Annotated in this window: 23 protein-coding genes and 1 pseudogene; 6 read left to right on the top strand and 18 right to left on the bottom strand. The window is 68.6% G+C overall.

Going from position 1 to position 23,736, the window contains the following annotated elements; genetic code table 11:
* Positions 1 to 17 precede the first annotated feature (17 nt).
* The 5 genes from AC0QTQ_RS16350 to AC0QTQ_RS16330 are packed head-to-tail and all read right to left on the bottom strand — an operon-like array spanning position 18 to position 3,388.
* The gene (locus AC0QTQ_RS16350) at positions 18 to 722 is read right to left on the bottom strand and encodes an energy-coupling factor ABC transporter ATP-binding protein (RefSeq protein ID WP_113901290.1); all 705 of its coding nucleotides are present in this window, start codon (positions 720 to 722) and stop codon (positions 18 to 20) included.
* Positions 719 to 1,429 carry a cobalt ECF transporter T component CbiQ gene (cbiQ, locus tag AC0QTQ_RS16345; protein WP_480257448.1) on the bottom strand — a complete coding sequence of 237 codons (711 nt, stop codon included), beginning with the start codon at positions 1,427 to 1,429 and terminating at the stop codon, positions 719 to 721. The genes AC0QTQ_RS16350 and cbiQ overlap by 4 nt, the downstream gene beginning before the upstream one ends.
* Entirely contained in the window at positions 1,426 to 2,013 is a 588-nt protein-coding gene (locus AC0QTQ_RS16340; RefSeq protein ID WP_480257447.1) for a cobalamin biosynthesis protein CbiL, read from the bottom strand. The genes cbiQ and AC0QTQ_RS16340 overlap by 4 nt, the downstream gene beginning before the upstream one ends.
* Positions 2,010 to 2,621 (bottom strand): cobalt transporter CbiM, encoded by a 612-nt coding sequence (gene cbiM, locus AC0QTQ_RS16335; RefSeq protein WP_480257446.1) that lies wholly within the window; start codon positions 2,619 to 2,621, stop codon positions 2,010 to 2,012. The genes AC0QTQ_RS16340 and cbiM overlap by 4 nt, the downstream gene beginning before the upstream one ends.
* A complete protein-coding gene (locus tag AC0QTQ_RS16330; protein ID WP_480257445.1) occupies positions 2,621 to 3,388 on the bottom strand; it encodes a DUF4198 domain-containing protein in 768 nt (255 codons plus the stop codon). The genes cbiM and AC0QTQ_RS16330 overlap by 1 nt, the downstream gene beginning before the upstream one ends.
* A 127-nt stretch (positions 3,389 to 3,515) precedes the next feature.
* Here AC0QTQ_RS16330 and nikR point away from each other — a divergent pair, with 127 nt between their 5' ends.
* On the top strand, positions 3,516 to 3,992 hold the full coding sequence (gene nikR, locus AC0QTQ_RS16325) for a nickel-responsive transcriptional regulator NikR (protein WP_480257444.1): 477 nt from the start codon (positions 3,516 to 3,518) through the stop codon (positions 3,990 to 3,992).
* Here the strand turns inward: nikR and AC0QTQ_RS16320 are convergent.
* The 3 genes from AC0QTQ_RS16320 to AC0QTQ_RS16310 all read right to left on the bottom strand — a co-directional run bounded on the left by AC0QTQ_RS16320 (position 3,989) and on the right by AC0QTQ_RS16310 (position 6,600).
* Positions 3,989 to 5,230: an Hsp70 family protein gene (locus AC0QTQ_RS16320; RefSeq protein ID WP_480257443.1), complete on the bottom strand. Its 1,242-nt coding sequence runs from the start codon at positions 5,228 to 5,230 to the stop codon at positions 3,989 to 3,991. The genes nikR and AC0QTQ_RS16320 overlap by 4 nt on opposite strands.
* A gap of 61 nt (positions 5,231 to 5,291) precedes the next feature.
* Entirely contained in the window at positions 5,292 to 6,149 is an 858-nt protein-coding gene (locus AC0QTQ_RS16315) for a ferritin-like domain-containing protein (RefSeq protein WP_480257440.1), read from the bottom strand.
* 67 nt (positions 6,150 to 6,216) lie between these two features.
* The gene (locus AC0QTQ_RS16310) at positions 6,217 to 6,600 is read right to left on the bottom strand and encodes a hypothetical protein (protein WP_245965253.1); all 384 of its coding nucleotides are present in this window, start codon (positions 6,598 to 6,600) and stop codon (positions 6,217 to 6,219) included.
* Between the two features lie 74 nt (positions 6,601 to 6,674).
* On the opposite strand from AC0QTQ_RS16310, the gene AC0QTQ_RS16305 reads away from it, so the two are divergent.
* The 4 genes from AC0QTQ_RS16305 to AC0QTQ_RS16290 all read left to right on the top strand — a co-directional run bounded on the left by AC0QTQ_RS16305 (position 6,675) and on the right by AC0QTQ_RS16290 (position 10,428).
* A complete protein-coding gene (locus AC0QTQ_RS16305; protein WP_480257434.1) occupies positions 6,675 to 6,911 on the top strand; it encodes a hypothetical protein in 237 nt (78 codons plus the stop codon).
* A 209-nt stretch (positions 6,912 to 7,120) separates the two neighbouring features.
* Positions 7,121 to 7,681 carry a hypothetical protein gene (locus AC0QTQ_RS16300; RefSeq protein ID WP_480257432.1) on the top strand — a complete coding sequence of 187 codons (561 nt, stop codon included), beginning with the start codon at positions 7,121 to 7,123 and terminating at the stop codon, positions 7,679 to 7,681.
* A gap of 100 nt (positions 7,682 to 7,781) precedes the next feature.
* Positions 7,782 to 8,993 carry a hypothetical protein gene (locus AC0QTQ_RS16295; protein ID WP_480257431.1) on the top strand — a complete coding sequence of 404 codons (1,212 nt, stop codon included), beginning with the start codon at positions 7,782 to 7,784 and terminating at the stop codon, positions 8,991 to 8,993.
* A gap of 127 nt (positions 8,994 to 9,120) precedes the next feature.
* Positions 9,121 to 10,428 (top strand): BamA/TamA family outer membrane protein, encoded by a 1,308-nt coding sequence (locus AC0QTQ_RS16290; protein WP_480257430.1) that lies wholly within the window; start codon positions 9,121 to 9,123, stop codon positions 10,426 to 10,428.
* Between the two features lie 57 nt (positions 10,429 to 10,485).
* On the opposite strand, the gene AC0QTQ_RS16285 is transcribed toward AC0QTQ_RS16290, so the two are convergent.
* The 9 genes from AC0QTQ_RS16285 to AC0QTQ_RS16245 all read right to left on the bottom strand — a co-directional run bounded on the left by AC0QTQ_RS16285 (position 10,486) and on the right by AC0QTQ_RS16245 (position 21,942).
* Complete coding sequence (locus tag AC0QTQ_RS16285; protein ID WP_480257428.1) at positions 10,486 to 11,115, bottom strand: LuxR C-terminal-related transcriptional regulator; 630 nt, start codon at positions 11,113 to 11,115, stop codon at positions 10,486 to 10,488.
* A gap of 144 nt (positions 11,116 to 11,259) precedes the next feature.
* Positions 11,260 to 13,029, bottom strand: a complete 1,770-nt coding sequence (locus AC0QTQ_RS16280) for an ATP-binding response regulator (RefSeq protein ID WP_480257427.1) — start codon at positions 13,027 to 13,029, stop codon at positions 11,260 to 11,262.
* 115 nt (positions 13,030 to 13,144) lie between these two features.
* A complete protein-coding gene (locus tag AC0QTQ_RS16275) occupies positions 13,145 to 15,571 on the bottom strand; it encodes a hybrid sensor histidine kinase/response regulator (protein ID WP_480257426.1) in 2,427 nt (808 codons plus the stop codon).
* Complete coding sequence (locus AC0QTQ_RS16270; RefSeq protein WP_480257424.1) at positions 15,571 to 16,410, bottom strand: type II secretion system F family protein; 840 nt, start codon at positions 16,408 to 16,410, stop codon at positions 15,571 to 15,573. The genes AC0QTQ_RS16275 and AC0QTQ_RS16270 overlap by 1 nt, the downstream gene beginning before the upstream one ends.
* A 7-nt stretch (positions 16,411 to 16,417) precedes the next feature.
* Positions 16,418 to 17,371 carry a type II secretion system F family protein gene (locus AC0QTQ_RS16265; protein ID WP_480257423.1) on the bottom strand — a complete coding sequence of 318 codons (954 nt, stop codon included), beginning with the start codon at positions 17,369 to 17,371 and terminating at the stop codon, positions 16,418 to 16,420.
* Entirely contained in the window at positions 17,371 to 18,795 is a 1,425-nt protein-coding gene (locus AC0QTQ_RS16260) for a TadA family conjugal transfer-associated ATPase (RefSeq protein ID WP_480259242.1), read from the bottom strand. Before AC0QTQ_RS16260 ends, AC0QTQ_RS16265 begins: the two co-directional genes overlap by 1 nt.
* A 9-nt stretch (positions 18,796 to 18,804) precedes the next feature.
* Complete coding sequence (locus AC0QTQ_RS16255) at positions 18,805 to 20,070, bottom strand: CpaE/TadZ family protein (RefSeq protein WP_480257421.1); 1,266 nt, start codon at positions 20,068 to 20,070, stop codon at positions 18,805 to 18,807.
* A gap of 16 nt (positions 20,071 to 20,086) precedes the next feature.
* A complete protein-coding gene (locus AC0QTQ_RS16250; RefSeq protein WP_480257420.1) occupies positions 20,087 to 20,971 on the bottom strand; it encodes a CpaB family protein in 885 nt (294 codons plus the stop codon).
* A 188-nt stretch (positions 20,972 to 21,159) separates the two neighbouring features.
* Positions 21,160 to 21,942: a tetratricopeptide repeat protein gene (locus tag AC0QTQ_RS16245; protein ID WP_480257419.1), complete on the bottom strand. Its 783-nt coding sequence runs from the start codon at positions 21,940 to 21,942 to the stop codon at positions 21,160 to 21,162.
* Between the two features lie 284 nt (positions 21,943 to 22,226).
* Here AC0QTQ_RS16245 and AC0QTQ_RS16240 point away from each other — a divergent pair.
* Positions 22,227 to 22,364: pseudogene (locus AC0QTQ_RS16240) on the top strand (BapA prefix-like domain-containing protein); the annotation flags it as partial.
* On the opposite strand, the gene AC0QTQ_RS16235 reads toward AC0QTQ_RS16240, so the two are convergent.
* Positions 22,349 to 23,689, bottom strand: a complete 1,341-nt coding sequence (locus AC0QTQ_RS16235) for a hypothetical protein (RefSeq protein WP_480259254.1) — start codon at positions 23,687 to 23,689, stop codon at positions 22,349 to 22,351. The pseudogene AC0QTQ_RS16240 and the gene AC0QTQ_RS16235 sit on opposite strands and share 16 nt — an antisense overlap.
* Positions 23,690 to 23,736: the final 47 nt, after the last annotated feature.

The raw sequence follows: 23,736 nt of genomic DNA, 5'->3' as shown, positions 1-23,736 counted from the left end.
AAGCGCTGCCCTGCCGTTCAGGGATGGGGGTGCAGGTGCGGGTGGGCGTGCAGATGCGGGTGGGTGTGGATCTCGGCCTCGGTCAGGCGGCCGTCCGCGATCAGCAGCGCGCGGGTGGCAAGCTCGGCGACGAAGCCCTCGTCATGCGAGACGAGGATCATCGCGCCGTCGAACCCCGCAAGCGCCGCGCGCAGCCGCGCCCCGTTCGCGGCATCGACGCCGTTCGTCGGTTCGTCGAGCAGCAGCACCTCGGGGCGCATCGCCAAGAGGCCGGCAAGGCAGACGAGCCGCTTCTCGCCGCCCGAGAGCCGGTGGGTGACACGCTCGGCGAGATGGGCGATGCCAAGGGCCGCGAGCGTCTCGCGGCCGCGCGCCTCGGCCTCGGGCAGGGTGCAGCCGGTGTTCAGCGGGCCGAAGGCGACGTCCTCGAGCACGGTCGGGCAGAAGAGCTGGTCGTCGCTGTCCTGGAACAGGAAGCCGATGCGCGGGCGGGCGGCGCGGAACTCGGCCTCGGTCGTGCAGTCCTGCCCGAAGAGCCGCACGCGGCCCGAGGCGGGGCGTTCGAGCCCGACGAGGGTGCGCAGAAGCGTGGTCTTGCCCGCCCCGTTCGGCCCGACGATCGCCAGCCGGTCGCGCGGGCGCAGGGTCAGCGACACGGCGTCGAGCACCGGGCTTTCGCCGCGGCAGACGCGCACATCGGTGAGGGACAGAAGCGGGATCATAGCCTGTCGAGTAACAGCGCGGCGGCCGCAAGGCCAGTCAGAAGCGCGAAGCCCGTCCAGTCGCGTGCGGTGGGGGCGGCGAGCGCGGCATGGGGGAAGCGGCCGGAAAATCCGCGCAGCCGCATCGCCTCCTCGACCCGGCGGGCGCGGTCGAGGGCGCGCACCAAGAGCATGCCAATCAGGTTGCCGAAGCTGCGCCAGGTGTGGCGGTCGGTGCGGGCGCGAAAGGCGCGGGCGCGCATCGCCTCGCGCAGGCGCCGCGCCTCGTCGCCGATCAGGCCGAGATAGCGCAGGGTCAGCACGAAAAGCCGCACCAGCGGTTCGGGCAGGCGCAGGGCGTGGAGTGCCGCGCCAAGGCGGATCGGCTCGACGGTGCCGAGAAGGGCGAGCAGCACCAACGCCGCGGTGGTGACCTTGGCGGTCAGAAGTGCGGCGCGGCTCAGCCCCTCGAGGCTGGCGCTGAGCGGGCCGAGGGTGAGCAGCGGCGCGCCCGGCACGGCGAAGGGCAGGGTGAGAAGGAGCAGCGCCACGAAGCCCTCGACATGGCGCAGCCGGCGCCAGAGCGCGCGGTCCGGGCGGGTGGCAAGGGCGAGGATCAGGGCGAGTGCGAGCGCGGCCAGCGCCGGGCCGAGATGGGCAAGCTGCGAGGCGGCCAGTACCAGCAGAACCGCCGCCACCAGCCGCAAGCGCAGATCAGCCGGGATCATCCGCGCCGCCCGCGCAGGAACAGCCCGATGCCCGCGAGCCCGATGATCAGGAAGATCCCCGACATCACGTCGGTCAGGCGCAGGCGGGCATCCATCGCCTCGATCTGTTCCTGAAGCGGCTCGACCTGGCGCTGCACCGCGGCCTCGACGAGGGCGGCAAGGGCGTCGTCGTCGCGGGGCGGGGCGGCGGGGGCGGCGGTCACCACGCCCGCGGCGGCGAGCGAGGCGGCGGCCGCGGGGCCGGCGCTGCCGGCGGCCGTGGGCGTGCCGTCAAGCCTTGCGGCCGGCAGCACGGCCTGCGCGATATGGCCTTCCTCGGTGTTCACCGTCACGGTGAGATCGCCCGCGCCCGCGGGGGGCGTGAAGCGATAGCGGCCCTCGGCATCGGTCTTGCCCGAGGCCACCTGCGTGCCGGCGGCGTCTCGCGCGATCCAGCCGGTGCCCTGCGCCCGGCCACCGCCGACGAAGAAGGCATAGCCGGTGACCTCGGTCCCCGCGACGGTGGCGAAGACCTTGAGCTTGTGCGCCGCGGCGGGCGAGGCGAGCGCGATCAGCAGGGCGAGGGCAAGGGGGATGCGGGTCATGCGGCGGGCCTCAGGGCGTCGGGCTCGACCCGGGCGAGGAAGCCGACCACCGCGGCGGTGATCGCGGCCTCGACCAGGGCGAGGGGCAGATAGGTGGCAAGCAGCACGCTCGCGACCGGGGCATAGGCGGGAGAGGAGAGCGCGAGGCAGGCGGCGACCAGCCCGCCGGTACCCAGAACCGACAGCGCGCCGACAAGGGCCGCAAGCCCCGCGCGCAGGCCGGGGCGTGTGGCGCGGCGGATCGCCGGGCCAAGGGCCAGGCCCAGCACCACGCCGGGCAGCGCGATGTTGACCGTATTGACGCCGAGCGTGGTGAGCCCGCCGAAGCCGAACAGCAGCGCCTGCAGCACCAGCCCGACCAGCACCGACAGGAACGCGCCGCTGCCCAGCATCACCCCCATCAGCCCCGAGAGCAGCAGATGCACGCTCGACGGCCCGACCGGCACCGAGATCAGCGAGCCGGCAAAGAAGGTGGCCGACAGGATCGCGGTGCGGATGATCGCGCGGTCGTCGATCTGGCGCAGCGCCAGCGCCACGCCGCCCGCCGCCAGCACCGCGCCGCCGATCAGCACCGGCGCCGCCAGGATCCCGTCGGGGATATGTGCCATCAGTTGCCGCCCATGCCGGTTGCCTTCACCCAGATCAGCGCGCCTTCCTCGACCGGCACCTCGGTGCCCTCGGGCGACGTCATCGGTGTATCGCCTTCGATCAGCGCGGCAAAGCCCCACCAGCCGGCGCGCGGCATCACATAGCTGAAGGTCCCGTTCGCGTCGGCCTTCAGCACCTGGGTGATGAAATCGTCATTCGGCGGCACGACCGAGCCGTCGTTGACGAACTCGACCTCGACCTCGGCGAAGGGCACCGGCTTGCCGGCCTTCAGCACCACGCCGGTGAAGGCATTGCCGGTCCACAGCCCGTTCGGGCGGGTCAGCGGCGCGATCTCGACCGGCAGGCCCGCCAGCGCGTCCCAGCCCGCGCCCGAGGCGTAGGAATCGACCACCACCTTCGCGTAATGGACGATGAACTTGCCTTCGGCCGGTTCCCAATAGGGCTGCGGCGCGACCCAGACGACCGCGGCGCCGGGCTCGGCCAGATCGGCCTCGGCGGCCCAGGCGGGGGTGCCGCCCACCGGGGCCTTGCGCAGCGCCGGCATCAGGTCGGTCTTTTGCCCGTTCATCACCATGCCGAAGCCCGCGGGTTTCTGCATCGCCATCACCGGGCCGCCCTCGACCGGGTGGGTGAAGACCAGATCGAAGGTGACCTTGCCGCCCTCGGGCAGGACATCGGCCGAGGGGATCAGCTCCTGAAAATGCGCGGCGGCGGGCGAGGCGGCCAGCATCAGGGCCAGCGGCAGCAGCGGGAGGAAGCGGGGCATGGCTTTTCCTGTCGTATGCGTTTTTTGAAAGTTATGCATACCGCCCCCGGCAGGGCAAGGCAGAACTGCCGCCCGCTTCTGTTTGCCGCGCGCGGGTGCTAGGCTTGCCGCGACAGACGGAGGCAGGATGCAGCGCACGACGATCACGCTTGACGACGACCTGGCGGCAGAGCTTGACGCCCATCTCGAGCAGACCGGCGCGCAAAGCCGGTCGGAGGCGATCCGCGACCTGTTGCGCCGGGCGCTGGCGGCGCGGCCGGGCGCGCCCGAGGCGGCGGAGTGCTTCGGCACGGTGAGCTATGTCGTCGACCCGTCGGTGCGCAGCCTGGCGACGCGGCTGCCGCAGGGGCGGCTCGACCGGCACGACCAGACGGTGGCGGCGCTGTCGGTGCCGCTCGACCATCGTCATGCGCTCGAGGTGGCGGTGATGCGCGGGCGGGTGGCGGAGGTGCGCGCCTATGCCGAGGCGCTGTTCCTCGAACGCGGGGTGCTGCATGGCACGCTCGGGCTGATCCCGGTGGCCGAGGACGAGCACCACCACCACGTCCACGAGGGCGGCGGCAACCACGCCCACAGCCACCTGCGGGTGCTGGCGAGCTTCTAGACCGCGGTGGCGAGGGCGAGCCCGTCGACGACGGCGGTGAAGGCGTCGCCCTGCTGCATCGTGGCCTGCGGGAAGAGCCGCGCGGCCTCTTCCGTCACCAGGTGCATCAGGCTGGCGCCGCCGACAAAGACGACGCGGGCGACATCCCCGGGCGCCAGCCCGGCAAGGCGCAGCGTCTCGGCCATCGCCTCGGCCAGATCGGCGCGGTAGCGGGCAAGCGCGGCGTCGAGCGAGGCGGGCGTCACGTCACAGGCGAGCCGCGGCTCGACGAAGCCAAGCGCGATGCGGGCGGCCTCCTCGCGCATGTTCGCGGCGATCTTGCCCTTCTCGACGGCGAAGGCGATCTCGTGGCCGAGCTCTTCTTCCAGCACCGTGGCAAGGCGCTCCATCTTCTGGCGCTCGACCGCGACGCGGACCATGCCGGCCACCATCCGCCGGGTCTCGGGCGTGTAGAGGAAGGGGATCTTCGCCCAGGTCGACAGGTCGACGTAGATTGCCTGCGGCACCGGCAGCAGGCCCGAGCCAAGCTCGCGCCGCAGGCTGCCGCCAAGGCCGAGGGCGGGCATCACATGGGCCATCGACACGGCATGGTCAAAATCGGTGCCGCCCAGACGGATGCCGTGGCTCGCGATGATCTCGGGGCGGGCGCCGGTGGTGCGGAACAGGGTGAAGTCCGAGGTGCCGCCGCCGATGTCGACGACGAGCCCGGTCTCGCCCGCCGCGGCATTGCCGGTGCTGGCCAGCGCCGCCGCCTCGGGTTCGGGCAGGAACTCGACCGCCTCGAAGCCCGCGGCCAGATAGCAGGCGCGCAGGTCGTCCTCGGCGCGGCGGTCGCGTTCGGGGTCGTTGGTATGGAAATGCACAGGCCGGCCGGAAAGCGCGCGGGTGAAGCGCAGACCGCTCGTCGCCTCGGCGCGGCTGCGCAGCTCGATCAGGAAGGCGGTGATGATGTCGGCGACGCTGCGCCGCTTGCCGCCGATCAGCCGCGGTTCGTTCAGCAGCGAGGTGCCGAGCACGCTTTTCAGCGCGCGCATGTAGCGTCCTTCGGTGCCGGCGATCAGCGCCTCGGCCGCGGCTGCGCCGATCCGCATCGGCCCGCCATTCGCCGGGAAGAAGACCGCGGTGGGCAGGGTGTCGGCGCCGGTCTCGATGGGGATGCGGCGCGGCAGGCCGCCCATCAGCACCGCCGCGGCGGAGTTCGAGGTGCCGAAGTCGATGGCGAGGGGAAAATCGGGCATGAGGCGGGCTCCGCTGGAAGGGCGCCTCGCCTACCCCGTTTCCGCCGCGGGTGCAAGCGGCTCAGACCTCGTCGTCGCGCTCGGCCAGCGGCCAGTAGAAATCGGGCGGCAGCCCGGCCTCGGCGCGCTTTTCCTCGTTGAAGGGGGGCTTCAGCGCGCCGTGGAAGTAGGTCCGCACCAGCCCGTGGAAGGTCTCCTTCGGGTCGAGCTCGTGCCGGCCGCACAGGAAGTGGAACCACTTCGAGCCATAGGCGACGTGGCCCACCTCTTCGGCATAGATCGTCTCGAGCGCGGCGATGGCGTCGGGCAGACCGGCCTTGCGGAAGATCTCGATCATCCCCGGAGTGACGTCGAGCCCGCGCGCCTCGAGCACCATCGGCACCACGGTCAGCCGGCCGAGCAGGTCCTCGGCGGTGTCCTCGGCGGCGCGCCACATGCCGGCATGGGCGGGCAGCTCGCCATAGAACGAGCCGAGCGTGCCGAGACAGGCGTTCACCAGCCGGAAGTGGTTCGATTCCTCGTCGGCCGCCTTCACCCAGTCGTCATAGAAGCCCATCGGCATCGGCGTCGCGGTGAAGCGCGCGAGGATGTCCCAGTGCAGATCGACGGCATTGAGCTCGATATGGGCGAGCGCATGCAGCAGCGCCTTGCGTCCGGCCTCCGATCCCGGTCGGCGGCGCGGCACGTCGCGCGGAGCGAGCAGCTCGGGCCGCTCCGGCCGGGCGGGGCGCAGCGGCGGCGTGGCGGTGCCGATCGGCATCGGCGTGCCGGCGGCGCGGGCGTCGAACCAGGCCCTGGCATGGGCGCGCGATTTCGCCGTCTTCTCCATCGCATCGGCGGTGGTCAGCACGTCGACGGCGCAGGCGGCCAAGCTTTCGGGGGTGGGGCTTTCGGGGGTGGGGAAGGGCGTGTCGGTCATGGCCGAGCCATAGCGCAGCCGGGCGAGCCGGGCCAGAGCCCGCGCGCCGCGCCGGTTTCGCGAAAGGTCAGAACAGCAGCTTGTAGCTGTTGCCGAGGGTGTCGGTGGCGGTGCCGGTGCCGCTCTTGGTGCCCGAGCCCTGGATGAAGCTGCCCTGGATCCGGGTGCCGTCCTCGCACACGGCGTAGATCTCGCCGCGGTTGACGCCGCCCACATCCTCGGTCGCGTTCTTGTACTTGCCGCCGGTGTCGCGGATCGTCAGCGACAGGCCGCGCTCGTGCGAGGTGACCTTGGGGGTGACCGAGCTCCAGGTGCCTTCGCATTTCAGCTTGGGCTTGGGCAGGCGGAAGTAGAGCTGCCCCGAGGAGGTGTCGATATTGGTCGCCTTGGCCGCGATGACGATCGAGGAATCGGCATCGGCGATCGGCCCGGCGATCGGGTAGAACTGCATCTCCCCGTTCTTGCCACCGCAGGCGGCGAGGGGGAGAAGCGCGAGGAGGACGAAAGCGCGACGTTTCACGGCGAATGTCTTTCGGTCTGGACCTGTTCCTGTTCCGGATCGCGCGGCCCGCCTTTCGGCGGCCGGTGCCATTCGGTTCTTGGCTGGCGTGCGGCCGGACGATCCGCGCCGCGGCCATGTTCTGCTCGGCATTGAACACGCGTGGCGTCTTTTTCCTGTGGAATAAGGGCCAAGGGCGTTGCGCCGACGTGTATGGCAAGGCGGCATTCAGAGTGCAAGCGCGTTTTTCCATTGCTAAATGACGTTGGCGTGGGGGCGGGGAGGGGCGGCGCTCCTCGCATCGCAGACAGCAAACTTGAACCAAAAATTCATCGAATACATACTTTGGTATGTACACAATGAGATTTAGATCATATCGTCTCCATGACGAACCCAGATAGCGGAAAGCGGCGCAGCCCAAGATGCTACTGGTCGAAACGGAGTGGGGGCACTCTGCGAAGCGAGGCATCAGATGTTCGAATTCAGTGAAGGCAAGATTGGCCGGGACGCGACTTTTCTGCAGGACGAGGCGCGGCAGGTCCGTTCGTCGTTGTTCTTCTGGGACGGGCGCGAACGTCAGATGTCGCGGCTGAACTACATGCCGTCCTATTGCCCGCGGGGGCTGTCGCTGTTTTTCGGCAAGGCCGGCGGCGTCTCCAGCTCCGTGAATGACTGGCTCCGGTGGATGGGGGGCAATCTGTTGCTCACCGATCTCGAGAACACCTCGGAACGCTGGCTGGCCAGAAGCGTGCGCCGGATCGACTTCTGCCTCGTCGACGAGAGCTCCATCGGCGATGTCGGCGAGGTCGTCGAGCAGTGCCTGTTCCTGCGCCGGGTGGTTCCGAGCATGCCGCTGGTGCTGCTCTCCTCCTCGGTCCGGGAAGACGACTTCAGCACCGAGCGGATGGCGATCTGCGATGCGACGCTGCGCACGCCGATCACGAGGGCAGCCTTCTGTCACGGTCTGCAGGCGGCGAAACGCAACAACATGCGCTACCTGCGCTCGCTGATCGACATGGCATCCTGGGCCTGATGCGGCCCTGTCGGCCGTGACCCTGTCTGCGCCGGCCGCGTCACGCGGCCGGCTTTTCTGGGATCGTTCCCCGAGTGTCCCCCGAATGGAAATGACCTGCATGTTCGAATCGTCCGTCGCCGACTCTGCCGTGAGCGCCGCAGAGGGCTCCCGCCCCTATCCCCCCGTCTCCGAGATCCGCCGGATCGCGCGGGAGCTGCGCGCGCAGGGGCGTTTCATGGATGCCGCCAAGGCCTATGGCGTCGCGGCGAAATGCGAGCCCGAGGGGAACGCGGGCCTGTTCATGGCCTATTGCCTGCGCGATGCGGGCGATAACGTGACGGCGCTTCGGGCCTTCGAGCATTATGCGGCTCATCACCCGCAGGACAGCGACGGTCATGTCGCGCTCGGCCTCTTCCTCAAGCAGCGCGGCGAGTACGAGACGGCCCTCGAGCCGCTGCGCAAGGCGCTGCAGCTGCGTGAGGACATCGCGACCCGGAACACCTATATCTCCTGTCTGGGCCGCTCCGGCCATCAGCAGGAGGCGCGCGACGAGGGGCTGCGGAACCTGCGCGACAAGCATCGTCTCGCCCTTGAGGGCGCGCCCAAAAGCCCCTTCGTCCGGGCCGGGCTGAAACCCGGAGGGCGCGGCTTCGACCCCGAACGCCCCGAGCGCAATATCATCGCCTTCTCGCTCTGGGGGGACCGGCCGGAATACGTGACCGGGGCGATCGTCAACGCGCAGATCGCCAAACATCTGTATATGCGCTGGACGGCGCGGTTCTATTGCGACCGCAGCGTGCCTGCGGATGCGATCGCCGCCCTGCAGGCCTTTGGCGCGCAGGTCGTGATGATGGAGGGGCCCGCTCTTGCGGCGCTTCGCCCGATGTGGCGTTTCTTCGTGTCCGACGATCCGGGGGTGAATGTCTTCGTCTGCCGCGACGCGGATTCGCGACTGAATGCGAAGGAGCTTCTCGCGGTGTCGGACTGGCTCGGGTCGGGCAAGCGCTTCCATGTGATGCGTGATCATGTCCTGCATCACGAACTGATCCTCGCCGGCATGTGGGGCGGCACCGCCGGGGTCCTGCCCAACATTCGCGACTATCTCGTCGGCGCCAAGGGCTATCATGACAACCGGTTCATGGATCAGGCGTTCCTGGCAGAGCAGGTCTGGCCGATGATCCTCGACGACGTGACGGTCCATGACTCCGTCTTCGGTTTTCCCCAGTCCGGGGGGTTCCCCGCGGGCTATGAACTGCCCGGGACGATCCATGTCGGCGGCGGCGTGAAGAAGATGCCGCACTGGGCGAAGTTCATCCACATGCCGGAGTGAGACGGCGGCACCGTTTCCGGGGTGTCACATCCGGTGCCGATCTCGCGGCCCGAAACGGTGAAGCGTTGACACCCCGTGCCGCTTCACTCACGAGGGGCGCGACAGAGATAGCCGAGGAGCCGAGACGATGCACATTGACCGCAAAACCAAGGGGGCTTTCGCTGGTCTGCTCGGCGGGGCCGCGATCCTGTCCGGCGCCGTGATCGCACCGCTTGCCGAGGCGCGCAGCTTCGACGCGGTGACCGTGCATGGCACCCGGATGGTGTCCGACGATCAGCTCAAGGCATCTTGCGGCATCTCGCCCGACACCGACTATTCCGCCGATGATCTGCGCCAGATCGAGAGCTGCCTGAAGGACTCGGGCGTGTTCACCGCGGCGAAGGTCACGGCGGATGGCCGGACGCTGGTCGTGGATGTGCAGGAAAAGGAGCTGCGGCCGGGGCGGGTCAGCTTCGGCATCGCCTATGACAGCGAGGATGGCGTCGTCGGCTCGCTCTTCTTCGAGCGCTACAATCTGTTCCCGAACACCTATGGCGCGATCGACCTGCGCCTCGGGGCGGAATCCCAGAGCCTCGAGACCAGCGCCTATCACACCGGCGACACACCCGGTCGTCTGGACTTCGGGCTGGATGCGGCCTTCCTGAACGCCGAATACGACGATCAGAGCTTCGGTCACCGCAGCGCCCGGATCGAGGGATACCTTGCCCATGTCGATCCGGTGCTGGGCCGGTTCGAGGGCGGGCTCGGCTATCGTCGCGACTCGCTGGAGAACATCGACAGCGGCGCCAGCGCGCTGATCTGGTCGGAAGAGGGATCGGTGGCGCGCCCCTATCTGCGCTTCAGCTATTCCATCCATTCGGACGAGGCGGTCTCGACGTTCGCCGCGCCGGCCTATTCGTTCCGCTTCGACCAGTATTTCTGGAATATGAGCGACGAGCATGCGCTGGCCGACAGCCGGATCGCGGCGCAGTCGAGCGTTCCGCTCAGCCCGGACACGGCGGTGATGTTCAGCTTCCAGGGCGGGGCGCTGACCCAGCAGGGCAGCGCGGCGACGCGGATCGTCGACCGCTATCAGGTTGGCGGGGCGACGTTCCGCGGCTTTGCGCCGCGCGGCATCGGGCCGAAGGACGGCAAGGACTTCCTTGGCGGAAACTACTATGCGGTCGGCAGCATCGACGTGCAGCATTCGGTGGGCGAGGTGTTCCACACTCCGACCCGGGTTGGCGCCTTCGTGAGCGCGGGCTCGGTCTGGGGGCTGAACGACACGCTCGGCGGCATGATCGACGACGGCAAGAACCTGCGCAGCTCGGTCGGTCTGACCGTGACCTTCGACGTGCATGGCTCGCCGCTGTCGATCTACCTGGCGAAGGCGACCGAGACGGAAAAGGGCGACGACACCCAGAGCTTCGGGCTGAGCTTCTCGACCCGGTTCTGAGACCGGCACGACCCGAGGCGGCCAGCGGCCGCTTCGGGATCTCGCGGCCCCGCGATCTCAGAGCAGGTTCTTGTCGCGCGAGACGATGACGGCCTGTGTGCGGTTGCTGACGCCGAGCTTGCGGCAGATCGACTTCACGTGCATCTTCACCGTCTGCTCGGCGAGGTTCAGCGCCGTCGCGATGTCCCGGTTCGAGCGCCCTTCCGCCAGATGCTCCAGCACGCCGAACTCGCGGTCGGTCAGCGGATGGTCGAGCGAGTCGCGTGCCGTAATGCGGTCGTTCAGCAGTTCGAGCGGCACGTAGCGTTCGCCCGCCGCCATGAAGCGGATCGCATTGGTCAGCGATTTCAGCGGCATGGTCTTCGGGACGACGCCGGACCCGCCATGCTGGAGAACTTCGTCGACGAGATGCGCCGTCGGATTGCCGGTCAGGATCGCGACGGGCTTTCCGCCGTTCGTCGCAAGGGCGCGGTCGAGCCCCTCGAGCCCGTTCATTCCGGGCATCTGCAGGTCGAGCAAGATGATGTCGAACGGTCCCTTTGCCCCGATCAGCGCAAAGGCGCCGTCAAAGTCCTGCGCGGTGGTCAACTCCATGTCGGCGGTCTGCCCCACGAACATTTGGAACATTTCCAGGATCATCGCGTGATCGTCGGCAATGAGGAGCTGAAGTTTGTTCTCGGCTGTCATTCGGTGCGTCGCCCTTTTCGTATCGGAGCCATATAGCGTCTTCGCTTGCTCACAAGTAGCAGTTTTCTGCGGATCCGTGGACCGCTTCGCGGCGGGGACGGGTTTTTGCCCGGCGTCGCGAAGGTGCGTGCGGAGCCTTTCCGCCTAGGCCGGGCGGGCCGCTCCCGGGGTCCGGGGGCCGCCGTCGTTCAGCGCCGCCCGCGTCTGCCCGATCGCCTCGGCAAGCTCGAGATAGCAGGGGGCGAGGTCTCCGTGCTCCCGGCCGGTGTCCTGAATCCGGCGCAGGCAGGCTTCGACGAAGCTCAGTCCGGTGATGCCGCACGAGCCGACCGAGGAATGCAGTTGCGCGCGCGTCTTCGGGCCGAAGCCCTGGTCTTTCAGGGCCCGCAGGGTGTCCTCGGCCTCGTCGAGGGCGCGGCCCATGAACCGACCCGCCCCCTCCGCGCCGAGGTCGGCCAGAAGTTCGGTCACGATCGCGTCGCGGAACAGCGCGACACGCGGGGCCTGTGGCGAGGGTGGAATGGCGGGGCCTTGGTTCATGGCGGGTTCCGACGATCTGAGGGCGTGAATTTCCTGCGCGACGCTGGCCAGAAGCTGCGCGGCGGGCAGGGGCTTGGGCAGCAGACGGCGCATCCCCGCCTCGGCGCAGGCGGCGCGCGTTTCCGCATCGTCCTGTGCCGAGAAGCCGATCAGCCGCGGCCGGCCACGCCGTTCGCGCAGCCGCAGCCGTCGCGCGATCGACAGCCCGTCGAGCCCCGGCAGGACGAGGTCGAGCAGCACGGCATCGAATGCCGGGGTGGCGGTTTCCGCCAGCAGCAGCCCGGCCATGCCATCGGCGGCGGTGCTGACCTGGGCGCCGGCGCGGCGGAAGGTCTGGGCCATCCAGTCGCGGACGACCGTGTTGTCCTCGATCACCAGAAGGCGGGCGCCGGCGAGGTCTTGCGGTGGCGGGCAGGGGGCGGTCTCGGCCGGCGCGATCTCGGCGGCCTCGGGCAGCGGGAAGGTGATCGAGATCGCCTCCTCTCCGGCGCGGGACAGCAGGTCCCAGCTGCCGTGCAGGATCTGCCCCGCGGCATGCATCAGCCGCACCCCCTCGGAGGGGGCATCCGTCCCCCGGGCAAGCCCCTCGAGAAGCGCCCGCGGGATCGTGCCCGCCTGCTGCCATTGCTCGAGCGTGATGGTCCAGACGCCGGGACGATCAAGCTCCATCCGCAGCCGGATCCGCCGGACGCCCGCGCCATGCCGCACGGCATTGCCGATCAGGTTCTGCGCCAGCAGGCGAAAGACCGGTTCCGGGCCCTGCACCCCGGCCTGTCGCGGCGGCGGGTCGAAGACAAGCTCGACCTGCCGGGCCTGCGCCAGTGGCTGCAGCATCGTCACGATCGCCGTGATGGTGGCGGCCGGATCGAAGGCCCGCGACAGCGCGCCCGGGGTCTCGGTGCCGGACAGCGCCAGGACGTCGGTGATCCGGTCGAGGGCGGTCCGTGCGGCCTCGGACAGGGCCGGGGACTGCCCCTCGGTCGTCGCCAGCAGCGCCTGCAGCGGGGTGCGCAGGTCATGCACCGCAAGCCGGCGGATCAGGCGGTAGGCCGCGGCCTCGGGCGTCGGGCGGTCCGCCCGGAAAAGATAGACGCGCTGGCCGGTGCTGTCGTCGCGCGGCAGGCAGATCATCACCGCCCCGGCCTCGGGCAGGGGCCGGCGCAGGTAGAGCGGTGCGTCGCGCATCGCCTGGCGCATCGTCTGCGGCAGCTCTCCATCGCGCGACCAGTCGTGCAGCAGGGCGTCGCCGGCCGGGTTGGAGAAGAGCGCGTCGCCGGTGTCGTCGAGCAGCAGCAGCGCGCAATCCCCCGCCTCGTCGAGGTGCGACAGGGTGTCGATCAGGTTCTTCAGAGACGGGTTCTCTGTGAGGGCCACAGGGACGGCCTTTCCGGGCGTGGGAGGGGCGGATACCGGATCTGCGCACGGCTGCCCCGCGGAGGCAATCCCGCATCGCGGATTTGCACCGGGGGCAGGGGGCGTCGGCGTCGGATCAGTCTTCGGCGCCGAAGAACTGCTGCGCGATCAGCCGCGTCTGCTCGAAGCTTAGCGGCTTTTCGACCGCGAGGTTCGCCCCCGCCGCCTCCAGCCGCTCGCATTCCGACCCGAGCGTCGAGGCGGTGATCCCGACCACCGGCACCGAGGTCGAGATCCGGCGGATTTCCTCGACCAGCTCGCTGCCGGTCATGCCGGGCAGGAGCTGGTCAACGAAGATGATCGAGGGCTGGGCCGTCCGGAAGCTGGCCAGCGCCTCGGCTCCGGTCTCGACCCAGGTCACGGTGCCGAACAGCCGGCGCAGGCGGTTCGCGGTCAATTCGCCCACGAGCTTGTTGTCTTCCACCAGGAGGACGGATTTCGAAGCGTAGGGAACAGTGTCTTGTGTCATTTCTTGCTTTGGCTCGTCATTCTTCGACTGCTCGCGCAGCAGGCGGACGGGATGGGTCATGACGAAGCAGGCACCCGGCTGGACCTTGTCGTCCAGCCAGAGCTTGCCGCCGATCATGCCGATGGATTTGCGCGCGTAATAGAGACCGAGCCCCGGCGCCGCGTCGCGGGTGCCCTCGTTGCCCGAGGCGCGGAAGGCCTCGAAGATCCGGTCGCGGACCTCTTCGGCAACGCCGGTTCCGTCGTCGCGCACCATCCAGGTCACCGTCGCTGTGTTGCCCTCGCCCGGCGTGAGGAACGAGCTGATCGTGACCTCGGTGCCGTGCGAATGCACGATCGCATTATGCACGAGTTTCGACAATGCGACGACGATGCGCACCGGCGCGCCCTGCAGCAGCAGCTCGGAGTCCTGCGACTGGTCGAGGCGCAGCCGGATGTTCGCAGCCGAACTGCTGAAGGTCTCGAGGATCTGGAAGCCGATTTCGGCGAGGGTGAAGATCTCGCCGCGGCCCTGGCTGTCGGTCTGGGCGCGCAGGTTCTCCATGATGCCGGTCAGCCGCCGGACGGTGCTTTCCATGCTGATGCCGATCTCGTCCCAGCTCGAGCCGGCCTTCATGTCCTCGACCAGCATGGCGAGGATCGTGACCGGGGTCCGCAGCTCGTGCGAGGCGACGGCAAGCAGGTGTTCCTCGCGGCCGCGGGCCTCGACGAGGCTGGCCTCGCAGGCCTGAAGCCGTGCCGCCAGGCTGCGGTCGGACTGTTCGGCCGCCAGGCTGAGCCAGATCTGCCCGTCCTCGCGCGACAGCACCCGCGCCCGCATCAGGGTGGGCGCCTCGCCGGGGATGGTGATGGTCAGCGGCGTCGGGGTCTCGCTGTCGGGTGGCGCGGCGCTCGGGGCGTTCAGCCGGCGGAACAGCTCGATCAGCGGCGGCAGCTCGGCCTGGGAGAAGAGGTGCGAGAACGGCACGTTCTGCAGGTCGGCCTCGCGCGACAGCGGGAAGCTCATCAGGCGGCGGTTGAGATCCAGCACGGCGAGCCAGCGGCCCTCGTCGGCCTGAAAGCGACGCCCGGCACCGGCGGCGGCCAGCCTGTCCCCCATGCCCCATTGCGCGAACCGGTTCAGCGCCACGAAAACCATGATGAAGGCGGCAATCACCGCAAGTTCGGGCAGTGAACTGCCCATGTCCGGGACGTGGCTGGTCGTCTCGCCAAGCGCGGCGCAACTGGCGGCGGCACAGGCCGCCGAGGCGCGCGCGGTGCGGAACACGCTGATCAGCAGCAGCATCATCGAGGACGCCAGCAGCGCGACGATGGCGGGGGCCGCGCTCTGGGCGACACCGGCAAGCTCGAGGACGGCCGGGAGCAGGGTGAAGATCCCGAGGCCGAGCGCGGCCAGCGTCCGGGGCGCTTGCGCCCCGCCGCGGCTGTGGTGGGCAAGGGCGTAGCCGGTGAAGTTCCGCACCGTGATGATGCCGAGCGCGATCAGCTCGGTGTGCAGGGCCGAGCTGAGGTCGATCGGCACATTGAACAGCACGAGTTCGACAAGCAGCACCGCGATCCCGACCGCCGCGGTCACCTGCCAGCCCAGGGTGAAGCCCAGGAAGCCCGGTGGCTGATCCGGATCGGTCCGCGCCCCGCCGAGGCTGGGCAGGCGGTCGCTCAGCCCGAGCGCGATCAGCCCGAAGACCACGCCGAGGAGCAGACGCTCCAGCCCGTTCTCGGCGAGTGGCGACAGCATCGGCAGGAAGCGCAGGGTCATGACCAGCCCGAGCCCCGCCGTGACCGCGAGTGCCTCGCCTGCGGTCAGGACATGATGGCGGAAGGCGGTCAGCACGGTGGCCCCGAAGGCGCAGCTGAGCGCGAAACCGGCCAGTCCCGGCTGCTGCCAGATCTGCGCGGGCAGGAAGCCTGCACACAGCAGGGCGACCAGGCTGATCGCAAGCGCCTGCCGGGCGGGGAGTCCGGCCTGTCCCGAGGCCGAGTTGTCGTGTCGCCAGAACAGCGCCAAGCCGGCGCCGCGGGTCGTTGCGCGCATCACACCATCCCCATGATACGAAGAATTGCCGGGGTCAGCAGCAGCAGCAGCAGCGGCGGAACCGTGAAGAACATTGTGCCGAGTGTCATCTTGGTCGGCAGGATATTGGCCTTGCTCTCGACCTTGCGCAGTCGCTTGTCCCGCAGGTCGTCGGTATAGACGGTCAGGGTCTGCGCGACCGGCGTGCCCATCCGCACCGTCTGCACCAGCGCATTGCCGAGTGCCGCGATGTCCTCGTTCTCGGTCTCGGCGGCGATCCGGCGGAAGGCTTCGCCGCGGTCCATGCCGGCGAGGATCGCCTCGGCCGCCCAGTCGAGATGCGCAGCCAGTTCGGGATGGACCGGGTGCAGTTCGCGCGCGGTGCGAATGATCGACTGGTCAAGCGACTGGCCGGCCTCCATGCAGATCTGCAGCAGGTCGAGCGCATCGGGCAGGGCCTTTTCCAGGCGCTGCTTGTAAGCCTCCTGACGGGCGCTGATCCACAGGGCGGGGATCATGTAGGCGGCGCAGAAGGCGATGGTGAGGGCCGAGACGGTCAGGATCGTGAAATTCGGGACGTGGCCCTGAAACCAGGCCAGCCCGAAGTAACCGGCGCCGAGGCCGATCAGCCCCGCAAGCGCCTTCGAAAGGTTGAACAGGGCAACCGCGCTCGGGTTGGTGAAACCGGCCTGCGCAAGCTGTCGCTGCAGCGGCGAGAAGTCTCCCGCGAGGAAGGTGAGCGTTTCGGTCTCGTCCGGCGCGTCGACGGTTTCGGCGCGCGGCGCGAGGCGCCACAGGAGCAGGCCGCCCAACAGCAATGCCTCGCCGATCGCAACCCCGAGAATGGCCAAGTTTTCCATCCGGCCCTCAGGTGTCGAAGCGCACGATGCGGCGCATGAAGATCAGGTTGAGCACAAGCAGGAGGACCACCGCCGTCAGAATCGAGGGGGTCAGATGATGGCCCTTCATCGGGGCGAAATAGTCCGGGGCCAGCAGCCAGATTCCGCCGGAGGCGACGATCGGGAAGCCCGACAGGAACATGCCGGACCATTTCGCCTCGGCGGTGATCGAGTCGATCTTGCGCCGCAGCCGGATGCGTGCGCGGGCGAGGGCCGCGAGCTTCTCCACGAGGCTTGCCAGGTTGCCGCCGGTCTCGTTCTGGATCGCGACCGCGGCGGCGAGAAAGCGCAGGGTCTGGTTGTCGCAGCGCTGCGCGAGTTCCTCGAGCGCCTGGATCGTGTCCTTGCCGAAATTGATCTGGTCCGCGGTGAAGGCGAATTCCGCCCCCAGAAGGCCGGGCGTGTCCTCGGCCAGGGTGCGGATGACGACGCTGATCGGAATGCCGATCCGCAGGCTGCGCACCGCGATGTCGAGCGCATCCGGCACGCTTGCCTCGATTTCGGCCTGCAGCTTGCGCGCGTGCCAGCGCGGCAGCAAGGCGGCGCCGGCCGCAAGCGCGACGATGCAGGCGAGAAGGCTCCACCAGAAGCCGATCTGCAGCAGGCCGATGCCGACCGGCAGGATGACGCTGCACAGCGTGAGCGCACCGATGAGGATCAGCCGACGATGGTCGCGCCACAGCTTCCGCCCCGGCAGCGTGCTGCCGGCCGCGCCACGGGGGGCGGCAGGGTCGTTGATCCGCAACGGCGCCGGGCGCCTGGGGGCCGGGGCCGGGGTGGTGACCGCATGGGAGCCGGAAAAGCGCTCGAGCACGCGCTGCCGCAGCCGCCGGTAATCGGTGATGACATAGAGACAGACCGCCATCACCAGCATCACGCCGCCGGTCATGAACAGCCCCAGAAGCAGCATCGAGCCCCCCATCATCCCTCTCCGTTGAAAAGGGAATCGGGCAGGCGGATGCCCCTGCGCCGAAATCTCTCGATGTAATGCGAGCGCACGCCCGCGCCGAGAAACCGCCCCTCGACCCGCCCTTCCGGGGTGATGGTGTCGTGCTGGAAGTAGAACAGCTCCTGCATCGAGATCACGTCGCTTTCGCAGCCGACGATTTCGGTGATCGAGACGATCTTGCGCGTGCCGTCCTGCATCCGCTCGACCTGCACGATCAGGTTGACGGCCGATGCGACCTGCCGGCGCAGGGCGGCAAGCGGGATCTCGAGCCCCGCCATCAGCACCATGCTCTTGAGCCGGCTGGTCGCGTCGCGGGCGGTGTTCGCGTGGATCGTGGTCATCGAGCCGTCGTGGCCGGTGTTCATCGCCTGCATCACGTCGATCGCTTCCTCGCCGCGGGTCTCGCCGACGATGATCCGGTCCGGACGCATCCGAAGGGCATTGCGCAGGCAGTCGCGTTGGGTCACCGCGCCCTTGCCCTCGACATTGGCAGGCCGGCTTTCCATCCGGCCGACATGGCGTTGCTGCAGTTGCAACTCGGCGGTGTCCTCGATGGTCAGGATCCGTTCGCGCTTGCCGATATAGGCCGACAGCGCATTCAGCAGCGTCGACTTGCCGGAGCCGGTCCCGCCCGAGACGATGATGTTCAGCCGCGCCTGCACCGCGGCGCGCAGGTAGCTCGCCATCGATTCGCTGAGCGAGCCGAACAGCACCATCTGTTCGAGCGTCAGCTTGTCCTTGCGGAACTTCCGGATCGAGACCAGGGTGCCGTCGATGGCGATCGGCGAGATCACGGCGTTCAGGCGCGAGCCGTCGGGCAGGCGGGCATCGACATAGGGGGTCGATTCATCCAGACGCCGGCCCGAACTGGCGAGGATCTTCTGCAAGATGCGGCGCAGGTGCGCCTCGCTCTGGAACTGGACGTCGGTTTCCTCGAGCATGCCGTTGCGCTCGACGATGACCATGTTCGGGCCGTTGATGAGGATGTCGGCGATGTTCTCGTCCTTCAGCAGCACCTCGAGCGGACCAAGGCCCATGACCTCGTAATAGAGCTCGTCGACAAGCTGTTCGCGTTCCGAGCGGCTCATTGCCACCGCGGTGTTCGGGATCAGCTCGCGCACGATGTTGCCGATCTCGATCTTGATCTCGGCCTCGCTCGCTTGCAGCAGCGCGGGCAGGTTGAAGGTTTCGAGCAGCCGCGCATGGGCGGCCTGGCGCAGCTCGCCAAGCTTGTGCCGCCGCTCGCGCGCAGCGTCATCGCGCACGGCTTCGGCGGAAGGGGCGGCGGGCTGTGACGGCGCCGGGGCGAAGGCTGCCTGCGGCGGTTGCGGCGAGGGGGCGGATGTGGCGGAACCCGCATCCTGCTCGTTCTGCTCCTGCCGGAACTTGTCGAACATCGACATGGGTCACCTCTCTCCTTGCTGTGCCACGGGCATCGGGAACCGCGCGACGAAAGCCCGGATCTCCTGTGCGAGGGGGCTTTTCGGGGCGCTGCTGCACAGCGGGTTGCCCGCGTCGCAAGAGGCGGTGACCTGCGCGCCGCCGTCGGAGAAGATCGTCGAAAGCGGACGGCCGATCGCGGTTTCGAAGGCGGCGCGGTTCTCGTCCCACTCGCGCGCGCGGCGGGCGGGGGCGCGGTTGATCACATGCTCGGGCGGGGCGACCGAAGAGGCGGCCAGAAGCCGCTCGAGCAGCCGCGCGTTGCGCGCGCATCGCACGTCGAGCGTGCTGACGCAGAAGATCCGGTCGGCTTCGATGAAGACCTGTTCGGCCCAGTCGGCGATGCAATGCGGCATGTCGACGATCACCACCGGCGCGGTGCCGCGCGCCAGCGCGATCAGCTCTCCGACCGACGCGGCATTGAGCGCATCGAAGGGCATGATCTCGGCGGGGGTCTGCAGCACCGCGACCCCGGGGACGGGGTATTGCAGGCAGTTCTGGAAGACCTCGGCATCGATTCGCCGGATGTTGCGATAGGCGTCCCGCAGCTGCGAGTTCTCCGGCAGGTTGAAGTAGGTGCCGACCGAGCCGAACTGCAGATTCAGGTCGAGCAGGCAGACGGCCGTGCGGTCGTCCTCGAGCTTTGCCCGCTCGGCCAGTGCGACGGCGAAATTGACGCTCAGCGTCGTGCTGCCGGCACCGCCGCAGGTCGGCTGGATCACATGCACCTGCGGGGCAGCGGGGGGAAGGGGAGGCGGGACGGCCTTTGCCTGGCCGGTCAGGCGTGCGATGAGCCGGCGCAGCGGCATCCGCGGCCCGGCGTCGGCGCCCGGTTCCGGCTGCAGGGCGGCCGTCGTCCCGCCGACGGGTTCGGCGGCCGCGAGAAGCTCGTCGAGGGTGCCGGTCGGAAACGGCGGGCCGCGCAGGATGCCCAGCTCGGGCGGCAGCCCGTCGGGCAGGACGGCCTCGGCCCCGCGCAGCAGCACGGTCGCACCACGGGCGACGGCGATCTTGGCAACCTCGCGCAGCATGTCGGGGGATCGGCCATCGTCCGTCCCGGCGAGGACGATCAGGTCGAATTCCCCGGCTCCGGTCTTGCCCAGAACCTCCTGCGCGGCGTTCAGCTGCAGGTCGGTGCGCTTGCTGTCGTCGCCGACCGAGGACAGCAGCACCGCCACCTGCAATACCGCGTCGAGCCCGTCGGTGACCGTGCAGATTCTGAGAGCGGACATGGGCTGATCCTTTCTCTCAGTTGCAGGGAACCTGGAGGACCGTGCGCTGCGACGAGCGCACCACCGACAGGTTGCACAGCTCGGGCGTCTTCTGCGCCTCGGTGATGCGGTTGACCGCCGCGGCGAGCGGGGCGGGGGCGGCGCCGGCGCGGGTGACCAGCGGCAGCGTGCGCAGCACGGTGTTGTCGACGATGATGTTGCCCTTCTCGTCGGTCGAGGCGCTGCCGGTGAGAGAGACGTAAAGGTCCCCCTGGCTTGCCGCCTGCAGCAGCACCGGAATCCGGTCCTGACCGGCCTCCACGACGAAGCGCCCCTCGAAGGCGTTTTTCGGCGCATCCGGCGTTTTCGGCGCACCGGGCGCGCCGGGCAGACCGAGAACGCGCAGCGCTGTGGCAATCTGCCGCACCTCGGGCTGGCCGTTCGTCGCGGCACGCTGCCAGTAGACGTCGACATAATCGCCGATCTTCAGCGTCGGTGCCAGCTCCGCGAGGTTTTTCGGCGTGATCGGCACGGCGCCCTTGCCCGCCGCAAACAGCGGTCCGTCCTCTGCCGAGCCGAGCCAGACCTCCTCCGCCTGAAGCAGGGCATGCGCCTTGATGTCCTTCAGGGCGTAGTATTTCTGCGTCGGATCGGTGCGTTCGGGCCAGGCGCGCAGCACGCCCTCGGGGACATAGACCGACGGGATGCGGAGATCGGAAAGATCGGCGGGCGTGATCTCCTCGCCGCGTTTCACGTCGCGCTCGAGGGCCGGCAGCGAGACGATGTCACCGAAGACGGCAATGGCACGGTTCATCTCTTCGGCGCGCTGATCGGCGGCCCGCACCCGCACCAGCAGCAGTGCGGACGACACCAGGATGAGGATCGTTCCGAGAGTGACGAGCAGGGCAACTTTCAAACGCATGACGTGTTTATCCGGATCAGGACGAGAGGCAGAGGCTCAAACGGGCGTGGCATGGCAGGAGCAAGGGGCGGGGAGCCCCCGTCTTGCCGTGAAGATTTCTTAACTATCTGAACTCGTTATTGTTTGCGCCCATGTCGGGCGTCAGTCGTCGATACGGTCTTGATCGTCTGCGCAAGGCCCGCAGACGGTCAGCGGAACACCAGATAGCCGATCGGCTTCCCGGCGAGGTAGTCCTTTCGGATCTGGCGGTAATAGGCCAGCGTCCGGGTGATCTCATCGGGGGCGACGTCGCCGCTCATCATCGCCCGCGCATCCGCCTCGCGCCCGTCGAGCGCGTAGGCGAGCGCCATGTTCGCCCGCACCGTGCGCCCCTTGGTCGGATCGCGCAGCAGCTGTTCCATCAGGCGAATTCCCTCGCCGATGTCGCCGGACAGCACATGCGAGAGCGCAGAGTCGCTCAGTAGCGGAAAGTCGGTCGGATAGAGCGCCAGCGCCTGCTGATAGACCTGCTGCGCCTCTTCGTGCCGCGACAGGTAATCGAGGGCGACCCCCTTGCCGGTCAGGGCCGCCTTGTTCCGGCTGTCGACCTTCAGCGCCTTGTCATAATACTCCAGCGCCTCGCGCGGGTGGATCTGTCCGAGCTGGAGATGTCCAAGCTCGACAAGGACTTCGGTGTTGCGCGGCGCAAGCTTTTGGGCCGCCGCTAGGGCATTCTGCGCGCGGGTGAACTGCCCCGTGGCGCCATAGGCCCGGCCCAGCCCGAGCCAGGCATCAACAGACCGCGGCGAGGTCGCGACGGCGCGCTCGTAGAGACGGGCGGCCTCGTTGTAGTCGCCGACCCCAAGCGCCGCGTCAGCGACCTTTTCGGTGTTCCGTGCGGAAGATGACCCCGCACCGACGGAAAAGCCGCCATCGGCGCACCCTCCGACAGCGAGAGAGAGTGTGATGGTCAGAAGCACATTTCGGATCACGGCGCGCTTTCCTCCGGCTTGCCTCGGCCAACTCATAAAATGCAGCGAACTCCACGTCCAGCTCGGTATTGCCGCTCAGACATATCCTCGCGCCGGACCCGCCGCTGGTCCGAGACCGCGCAGGGATGCGGTTTGGGAAACTATTAGGTGTGGATGTTCTGAAATTAAAGATAGATCAACTCAATTTTTAGATCTATAGGTGATACGAAAGTATGTAGAGCAATGACGAAATAGTCGTCACCTCTGCCATTGTCAGTGAAGATCCAGAGCCAAGAGAGCTGAAAATGAACACCACGAAGATTTCCGTCCCCCAGCCCATGGATGTACGCGTTCCGACGCTTCGGGCAGATGTGGCAAGCTATGAGAAGAGCGGCAACGATCTGGTGCTCAAGCTCAACAGCGGTGATCAGATCGTCGTCGACAACTTTTTCCAGACCGGTCCGAAGGGTGAGGTGAGCCGCCTGCTGTTCTCGGACGGCTCGTTCTCCGGGGTGACGAGCCTCACCGAGGCGGTCGATGCCGCCGGCGCCGGGATCGGGGCCGGAATGGATGGCATCGGCGGGATGGTCGCAGCCGGCCTTGCGGGGCTCGGCGCGGTGTTGATGATGTCGAATGGCAGCAATGGCGCGAGCGAGCCGACCGACACCACGGATCCGACCGACACCACGGAACCGACCGACACCACGGAACCGACCGACACCACGGAGCCGACCGACACCACGGAGCCGACGGACACGACGGAGCCGACCGACACCACGGAGCCGACGGACACCACGGAACCGACCGACACCACGGAGCCGACGGACACCACGGAACCGACCGACACCACGGAGCCGACGGACACCACGGAGCCGACCGACACCACGGAGCCGACCGACACCACGGAGCCGACCGACACCACGGAACCGACCGACACCACGGAGCCGACCGACACCACGGAACCGACCGACACCACGGAGCCGACCGACACCACGGAGCCGACGGACACGACGGAGCCGACGGACACGACGGAGCCGACGGACACCACGGAGCCGACCGACACCACGGAGCCGACGGACACCACGGAACCGACCGACACCACGGAGCCGACCGACACCACGGAGCCGACCGACACCACGGAGCCGACGGACACCACGGAACCGACCGACACCACGGAGCCGACCGACACGACGGAACCGACCGACACGACGGAACCGACCGACACCACGGAGCCGACCGACACCACGGAGCCGACCGACACCACGGAGCCGACGGACACCACGGAACCGACCGACACCACGGAGCCGACCGACACGACGGAACCGACCGACACGACGGAACCGACCGACACCACGGAGCCGACCGACACCACGGAGCCGACCGACACCACGGAGCCGACCGACACCACGGAGCCGACGGACACCACGGAACCGACCGACACCACGGAGCCGACGGACACCACGGAGCCGACCGACACCACGGAGCCGACGGACACCACGGAGCCGACCGACACCACGGAGCCGACGGACACCACGGAGCCGACCGACACCACGGAGCCGACGGACACCACGGAGCCGACGGACACCACGGAGCCGACGGACACCACGGAGCCGACGGACACCACGGAGCCGACCGACACCACGGAGCCGACGGACACCACGGAGCCGACCGACACCACGGAGCCGACGGACACCACGGAGCCGACGGACACCACGGAGCCGACCGACACCACGGAGCCGACCGACACGACGGAACCGACGGATGCCACGGATCCGACGGATGCCTCTGATTCGTCGCTTCTCGACCAGCTGCTCG

It is taken from the genome of Paenirhodobacter sp. YD-8 (assembly GCF_056590935.1).
This window is presented reverse-complemented; position numbering and strand designations above follow the sequence as displayed.